Source organism: Nostoc sp. JL34, assembly GCF_017114945.1.
Taxonomy (GTDB): domain Bacteria; phylum Cyanobacteriota; class Cyanobacteriia; order Cyanobacteriales; family Nostocaceae; genus Nostoc.
Map to the genome: position 1 here is coordinate 95,272 of NZ_JABXKQ010000138.1, position 6,195 is coordinate 101,466.

7 protein-coding genes are annotated in these 6,195 nt (G+C 43.0%); 2 read left to right on the forward strand and 5 right to left on the reverse strand.

Going from position 1 to position 6,195, the window contains the following annotated elements; genetic code table 11:
• Positions 1–186 precede the first annotated feature (186 nt).
• The 5 genes from HWQ44_RS25295 to HWQ44_RS25310 form a co-directional block, all read right to left on the reverse strand.
• Positions 187–1,404 carry a glycosyltransferase family 4 protein gene (locus HWQ44_RS25295; protein ID WP_292724472.1) on the reverse strand — a complete coding sequence of 406 codons (1,218 nt, stop codon included), beginning with the start codon at positions 1,402–1,404 and terminating at the stop codon, positions 187–189.
• Between the two features lie 161 nt (positions 1,405–1,565).
• Complete coding sequence (locus HWQ44_RS33650; protein WP_366931400.1) at positions 1,566–1,757, reverse strand: response regulator transcription factor; 192 nt, start codon at positions 1,755–1,757, stop codon at positions 1,566–1,568.
• A 3-nt stretch (positions 1,758–1,760) separates the two neighbouring features.
• Positions 1,761–2,198, reverse strand: a complete 438-nt coding sequence (locus tag HWQ44_RS25300) for a hypothetical protein (protein ID WP_366931401.1) — start codon at positions 2,196–2,198, stop codon at positions 1,761–1,763.
• On the reverse strand, positions 2,195–3,031 hold the full coding sequence (locus HWQ44_RS25305; protein WP_292724474.1) for a trypsin-like peptidase domain-containing protein: 837 nt from the start codon (positions 3,029–3,031) through the stop codon (positions 2,195–2,197). The genes HWQ44_RS25300 and HWQ44_RS25305 overlap by 4 nt, the downstream gene beginning before the upstream one ends.
• Positions 3,032–3,088: 57 nt before the next feature.
• The gene (locus HWQ44_RS25310; protein WP_292724475.1) at positions 3,089–3,991 is read right to left on the reverse strand and encodes a trypsin-like peptidase domain-containing protein; all 903 of its coding nucleotides are present in this window, start codon (positions 3,989–3,991) and stop codon (positions 3,089–3,091) included.
• A gap of 588 nt (positions 3,992–4,579) precedes the next feature.
• Between HWQ44_RS25310 and HWQ44_RS25315 the strand changes: the two genes are divergently transcribed.
• Positions 4,580–5,455, forward strand: coding sequence for a uroporphyrinogen-III synthase (locus HWQ44_RS25315; protein WP_292724477.1), 876 nt, complete (start codon positions 4,580–4,582; stop codon positions 5,453–5,455).
• Positions 5,456–5,538: 83 nt separating this feature from the next.
• Positions 5,539–5,838: a 2Fe-2S iron-sulfur cluster-binding protein gene (locus HWQ44_RS25320; RefSeq protein WP_292724479.1), complete on the forward strand. Its 300-nt coding sequence runs from the start codon at positions 5,539–5,541 to the stop codon at positions 5,836–5,838.
• Positions 5,839–6,195 lie beyond the last annotated feature (357 nt).

Here is a 6,195-nt window from a genome sequence, read left to right on the forward strand (position 1 = left end):
ACCGCAGGGGTGCAGGGGGCAGGGAGCAGAGACAAAGAGCTTTTCCTGACTTTTGCACAGATGCGGTAATCATAAGTAATTAACCGGACTTGATATCAGATAGAAAAATTAGAATTTATCTAGAGTTAGTGGTGGAATCTTTGTTAGACCAAGGATTTTTATGTATGTGCTAATGACGAATTAGTATTACTCTCTCCCAAGACAAACTTGTTCATAGCTTTTACCAGCAATATCCCAAGTGAATTCTGTTTCTACCAATTGTCTGCCATTATGAGACAATTCTGAACGCAGATGTGGCCGATCAAATAGTTGACTAATAGCGGTGACGTACTCTGCTGATTTATTGGCTCGTAATGCCCGTGATGGTTGACTAGCAACATCTACAGCTAATCCTTCTAAGCCGCGATCGCTAGCTACTACAGGTACACCAGCTGCCATTGCCTCTAAAGTTTTATTTTTAATGCCAAACCCAGTCCGCATGGGTACAACGCAGATGGTGGCTTGATGTAAATATTCTACCATTGAAGGCACACGCCCAATCACATTAACTCCTGGTTTTTGGTCGAGTGCTAAAACTTCTGGTACTGGATGAGAACCGACAATATCAAAAGTTGTATCGGGATATAATTTTTGGATTTCTGGTAAAACTTCGTTGCTGAAAAAGCAGACAGCATCAATGTTTGCTAAATTATCCATTGCACCGATAAAAATTAAGCGTTGCCCCCCTGGATCGGTGATCCGGTTGGGGAAAGAAACTAAATCTACGCCATTGGGAATAACTGTAATTTCACTATTGGGATTAAATTCTTGTAGTTGAATTTTATCTTCTTCTGTTGTCGCGACAATTGCCGAAAATTTTGCACAATAGTTTTGCTCATAACGACGCAAAAGTGGTAAGTTAATTTTATCTCTGAGTGAATTTTCCGAAATGCCAGTTGCTAGTTGGTTACGACAAGTAGCGTAAACAGAACTATGAACATTAACTATAGTTTTTAGCTGTTTCTGAAAATGTGGCGGCACATAAATTTCATTGACACTATGTTCGCAAGTAATCACATCACATTTCTCCGCTTCCACCCAGTTATCAATCCATGTTTGCATTTCAACTGAGTAGCGATTAAGTACACTTGGCGGTGTCCCTTGTTGCAAAAATCTCCCAAATCGCTGTATTTTCTTCAATATTCCGGTGGTTCCAGAATCTGGCGGGCGTTCAAAAATTGCTAGATGATCCACACAATCGCGTAATCCTGCTACTTCTGCATCTGTAACATCGCCATCGCGTTGAGTCGCGAGGGTAACAGTATGGCGTTGACTCAGATATTTAAGTAAATTAAATGTCCTGACTTGGGTTCCCCCGCGCGTTGGTGGGTAGGGAAAGGTGGAAGATAGCATTAAAATGTTCATAAAAGTGATAAATCAAATGTGATACATACACCATGACCTCATTGGAGGCTGTATGTCATCATTTGATTTATCAAAAAGAATTCAGGAGTCATATCAAGTCCGGTTGAATACTTATCATTAGGGCTGACACCAGGACGTGGGGACACAGAAATAACCACAAATCACAGCATAATCAAACCGAGTCGCACGCCTACAGCAACAGCCTCGGTACGACTGGAGACACTAAGCTTTTGAAAAATGGATGAGAGATGAAATTTGACGGTATGCTCAGAAATATGCAAATGTTTAGCGATCGCTTTATTTCCCAACCCTGACCCAAGCATTCCTAAAACCTCTATCTCCCTTGGTGTCAAGGTTTATACAGGATTTGTTACCACTTTTTCGCGAATAGACAGTAATTCTACAGCATCCGGGTGGAATACTACTAAACCAAAAGCGATCGCCTCCACAGCCGCAACAATTTCTGACTCTGTACTAGTACTGGGCAATATCCCCCGGATACCAGAACGTAACCCCGTCTCTAAGTCGATGCTGTCAAGTTCTTCAACAATGACGATCATTCCTAATGGGTATTGCTGTTCTTGAATCAGCAGCAATTTTTCCCACACCGATTGTTGAAGATTACTACTCAAATCTACCAGCACCACATCTGGTTGTAATTGCCCAACTTCCCTCGCCAATACATCCAAATCGGATGCACTCCCCACAACTGTCAGCCGAGGATTGGTAGTTACCACAGCTGATAACCCCGCCCGCACTACAGGGGAAGTAGCAACTACCATCACTCGGATCATGTCGCCTCCACAGCAGTTTTCCCAGACTGCACGGCAACATAAATCACTAATTGCTGTCTACCGCGTAGGAGTTGTAGCGGCACAGATCCTTTACTGTCATGAAGATATTTGGTTAAGTCATTCATGCTAGTAAATAATCGCCCCGAAACTCCAATTAAAACATCGCCGATTTGCACACCAGCAGTTTCCGCTGCACTACCAGGTAAAATCGACAACACTAATAAACCCAAGCTACGCCTACCTAAAAGCACAGGTTGCAGTGTAACTCCCAGCTGCGGACGACTATTACCCTCTAAAAAACGCTCAACGGTGTTGCTGGGAACTGCTACAGCCAAACCATTAACAATCATGGTGTTAATTCCCACAACTCGACCGAGACAGTCGGCAAGTGGCCCCCCAGAATTACCAGGATACAACTGCAAATCGGCTATAACTGCTTGTGGATTATTTGCATAGATAATTCCAGTTGTCACAGCACCACTTTCAGCAAAGGGATTACCCACCGCCAAGACTAATTCACCCACTCGTAGCGCCTCTGAATTACCAATGGTTGCAGCAGTTAAATCAGTGGCGACAATTTTCAGGGCTGCTAAATCCTGCTGTGGATCGAATTGTGTACGCACCGCATCAAATACCCTGCCATCTGCCAATTCCACAGTTGCGCGGTTGCTGGTTGCCACATGGGCATTAGTGATAATTAGTCCGTCAGATTGCCAAATTACACCAGAACCGACTCCCAAAGAGCCACTTTTCACTTTGACAGTGCGATCGCCTAGTTTAGCAGCTACCTCTGTCAATTCAGCAGCGATGTTAGTTAATGTTGTGTTTGCCATCTATTTCAAAATTAGGAATTACGTAGCTTGCTTCTCGCCGGAGGCGAGTATTACGAATTACAAAGGTCGTTCACCAACTGCGATCGCTAACTCAATTAACACTCCACCCCGAACAACTTGCACATTGACAGTTTTACCAATGCGATCGCTACTATTGAGCAGCGCCAATACATCACCTGTATCACCCACAGTTACGCCATCGAACGTTACCAAAACATCGCCAAGCAGTACACCTGCATTCTCAGCAGGCCCCGCAGCCTCAACGTTGACAACAATTACCCCAGTTGCAGAAGTTAAATTGAGAGCAGTTTTCAGATTCTTTGGTAAACGTACAGGTTGCATTCCCACACCCAAGTAGCCCTTAGAAATACGTCCTTTTGCTACTAATTGGTCAACCACGCGATCGACTGTCGCAGTGGGGATAGTCAGAGCAGTACCACGCCGCCCCGATGTATTCATCCCTACCACAAAACCAGCAGCATCTACAAGCGGCCCACCTCCAAAGCCAGAGTATAGAGTGATGTCTGGGCGAATGAATTGGTCAATATTCCCGCCATTCATACTCCGCCAAGCACCGCTAACTATGCTGACTGCACCCATCGCTGCTCTTAAGTCACCTTCGCTACCTCTTGCCAGTCCTAGTACCAAATGACCGACTTTAAGCGCTTTGGCATCGCCAACTTTTGCCACAGGTATTTCTACATTTTCTAGTTTAAAAACAGCTATGTCGGTGCTAGAGTCATGACCGACGAGTGTTACTGGTGCAGTGTTACCATTCGGTAGAGTGATGGTGATATCGTCATAGCGCTGGAGGCACTCATCAGAACTAACAATGATGCCATTACGCCAGTGAATGCCGCTTGGGGAAACACGTGTACCCCCATTCACAGCAACTACAGCACTTCCAGCTTGTTCTACGGTATCAGCTAAACTGTTGGACAAAGCCAGTAATGAAGACATAAGATTTTTCCGCGAACGTTTTTAGATATTCATATCGTGTCGTTTTATCAACACAGATGGCATCGGAAAAATGGGGAGAATTTATCCTAGAAAAATGGCTAGGATTTATATAAGTTTTTTGGCGTTCCTGAATAAACATCTCCAGAAATTAAATATGCGTTATCCAGAACCCTTGTAGAGACGCAGCAGTGCTACGTCTCTAGATTCTTTTTCAGATTTGAAGCGATGTATATGACTATCCTTGGTGAAAGGGAAAATTCCAGTCCTTTTAACCCAGAATTTAAGTTTTGGACGGGATATCGGTCAGCACGACACTTTGACTCTTAGAGGATGTTTAAAAAGTCTTAAAGTATACTAAAAACCCCTCTCCAAACCTCTCTCCGTTTCGGGGAGAGGCTTTAAATCTTACTCCCCAACGCTAGTAGGGAAGGGGTTGGGGGTTAGGTTTTTGAGGCTTTTATGTTACCAAAAATACTTTTCAAACATCCTCTTACAAAAATCTGGGTGATCACAAGCGGAGCAAAATATTACGCACACCGAGTGTATTGCGTTCTAAGGTGGAATAGCAATGAAATGGGAGACAAACCAATGCACACCCAATCAAGAGAAATCAACCTGCTGACTCCATCTAGTAACTTACCTCTATATGGCAAGAGAATTTTAGTAACAGCACCGAGAAATTATGCTTATAGGTTATCCGAACAAATCATCAAAAAAGGTGGTTTACCTGTTTTCATGCCTACTATCGAAACCTGCTATTTATCAAACTACACTAAGTTAGATGCCGCTTTAGCCCATATAAACGAATTTGATTGGATTCTCTTCACAAGTCGAAACGGAATCGCGGCATTTTTTCACCGCATAAATGATTTGAATATTCCTATATCTGTAGTGCAAAAATGTCACTTATGTGCTTTGGGAAAAGATGCAGAAAGCTTATTATCTTTTTCTGGCAAGGTGGATTTAATCCCAACAGAATCTAGCCCAGCCGGAATTGTCGCTGAATTAGGGAAACTGCCGCAAATTCGCGAGAAAAAAGTGCTGATCCCGGCTCCAGAAGTTGTTGGTTTACCTGAGCCTGATATTGTACCCAATTTAATTACAGATTTGCAGAAATTGGGCATAGAAGTAACTTGTGTACCCGCATATATTACGCAGGGTTTAGACAAAAGTATCTACAGTATGGAATTAAACCTGATGCGTCAAGCAATGATCAATGTAATTGCCTTTAGTAGCACCGCAGAAGTAGAAAGCTTTTTGACAATGGTCAACTCGCAAAGCGATTATGAACATTGTGTTGTTGCATGTTTCGGCCCTTATACAACTGCTAATGCCCGAAAGTTGGGTATGAATGTTTCTATAGTGTCTAGGGATTATAGTTCCTTTGAAGGATTTGCAGAAGCGATCGCAGGATTTTTTACTCTTACTTCCAGTTCACATTCAGCGCTTCAGGATATAGAGTGATCAACTAAATTTCACTCTAGACTAGCTGCACATAAACCCGTAGTATCGAAAATGGAGTTTATATTGAGTTAGGAATTTTTTACATGGCAACTTACAATGTAACATTACGTACTCCAGATGGCGAAAAAGTAATTGAAGTCCCTGATGATGAGTACATCCTAGAGATCGCTAACGAAGAGTATCATCTGGACTTGCCCTATTCCTGTAACGCTGGTTCTTGCTCTACCTGCACCGGGAAGCTGATTTCAGGTACAGTTAACCAAGATGATCAGAACTTCTTAGACAACGATCAAATTGACGAGGGATGGGTTCTTACCTGCGTTGCCTATGCCACTTCTGATTGCGTTATCGAAACCAATCAAGAAGAAGCGCTTAACGCTTAACTAAGAAATGTGGATTTAATAAAGAGCAAGTTTTGTAGGGGAGGCAGGATGAACAACGGTTACCCTGCGGGTTCTTTCGCCCTCGGTGCAGCCTCTCATAGAGAAGCAGACGCACTAAAAGGCATCATAACTGCTGTTGTGTTAGGATGAATTTCCTTAAGACATCTCAAATCTAAGGTAGTGCCGTATTCTCGGCGGTAACATACCTTACTAGATTTAAAATTTTGCACTTTCCTAGAAAATCTGTATAGGCTAAGTAATTCACACTAAAAAGTGCTCCCCAAAAGGGGGCGCTTTTTATTTAACGTGAGTTCGACGGTTAGAAAACGGCAGGAGGTAGTGCAGGTAAATCTTTTG

What these genes read in the sequence shown, in the direction of transcription:
- HWQ44_RS25295 (WP_292724472.1), bottom strand. Translation starts at nt 1,404, where the DNA reads ATGAACATTTTAATGCTATCTTCCACCTTTCCCTACCCACCAACGCGC.
- HWQ44_RS25320 (WP_292724479.1), top strand. Translation starts at nt 5,539, where the DNA reads ATGGCAACTTACAATGTAACATTACGTACTCCAGATGGCGAAAAAGTA.
- HWQ44_RS25300 (WP_366931401.1), bottom strand. Translation starts at nt 2,198, where the DNA reads ATGATCCGAGTGATGGTAGTTGCTACTTCCCCTGTAGTGCGGGCGGGG.
- HWQ44_RS25315 (WP_292724477.1), top strand. Translation starts at nt 4,580, where the DNA reads ATGCACACCCAATCAAGAGAAATCAACCTGCTGACTCCATCTAGTAAC.
- HWQ44_RS25305 (WP_292724474.1), bottom strand. Translation starts at nt 3,031, where the DNA reads ATGGCAAACACAACATTAACTAACATCGCTGCTGAATTGACAGAGGTA.
- HWQ44_RS25310 (WP_292724475.1), bottom strand. Translation starts at nt 3,991, where the DNA reads ATGTCTTCATTACTGGCTTTGTCCAACAGTTTAGCTGATACCGTAGAA.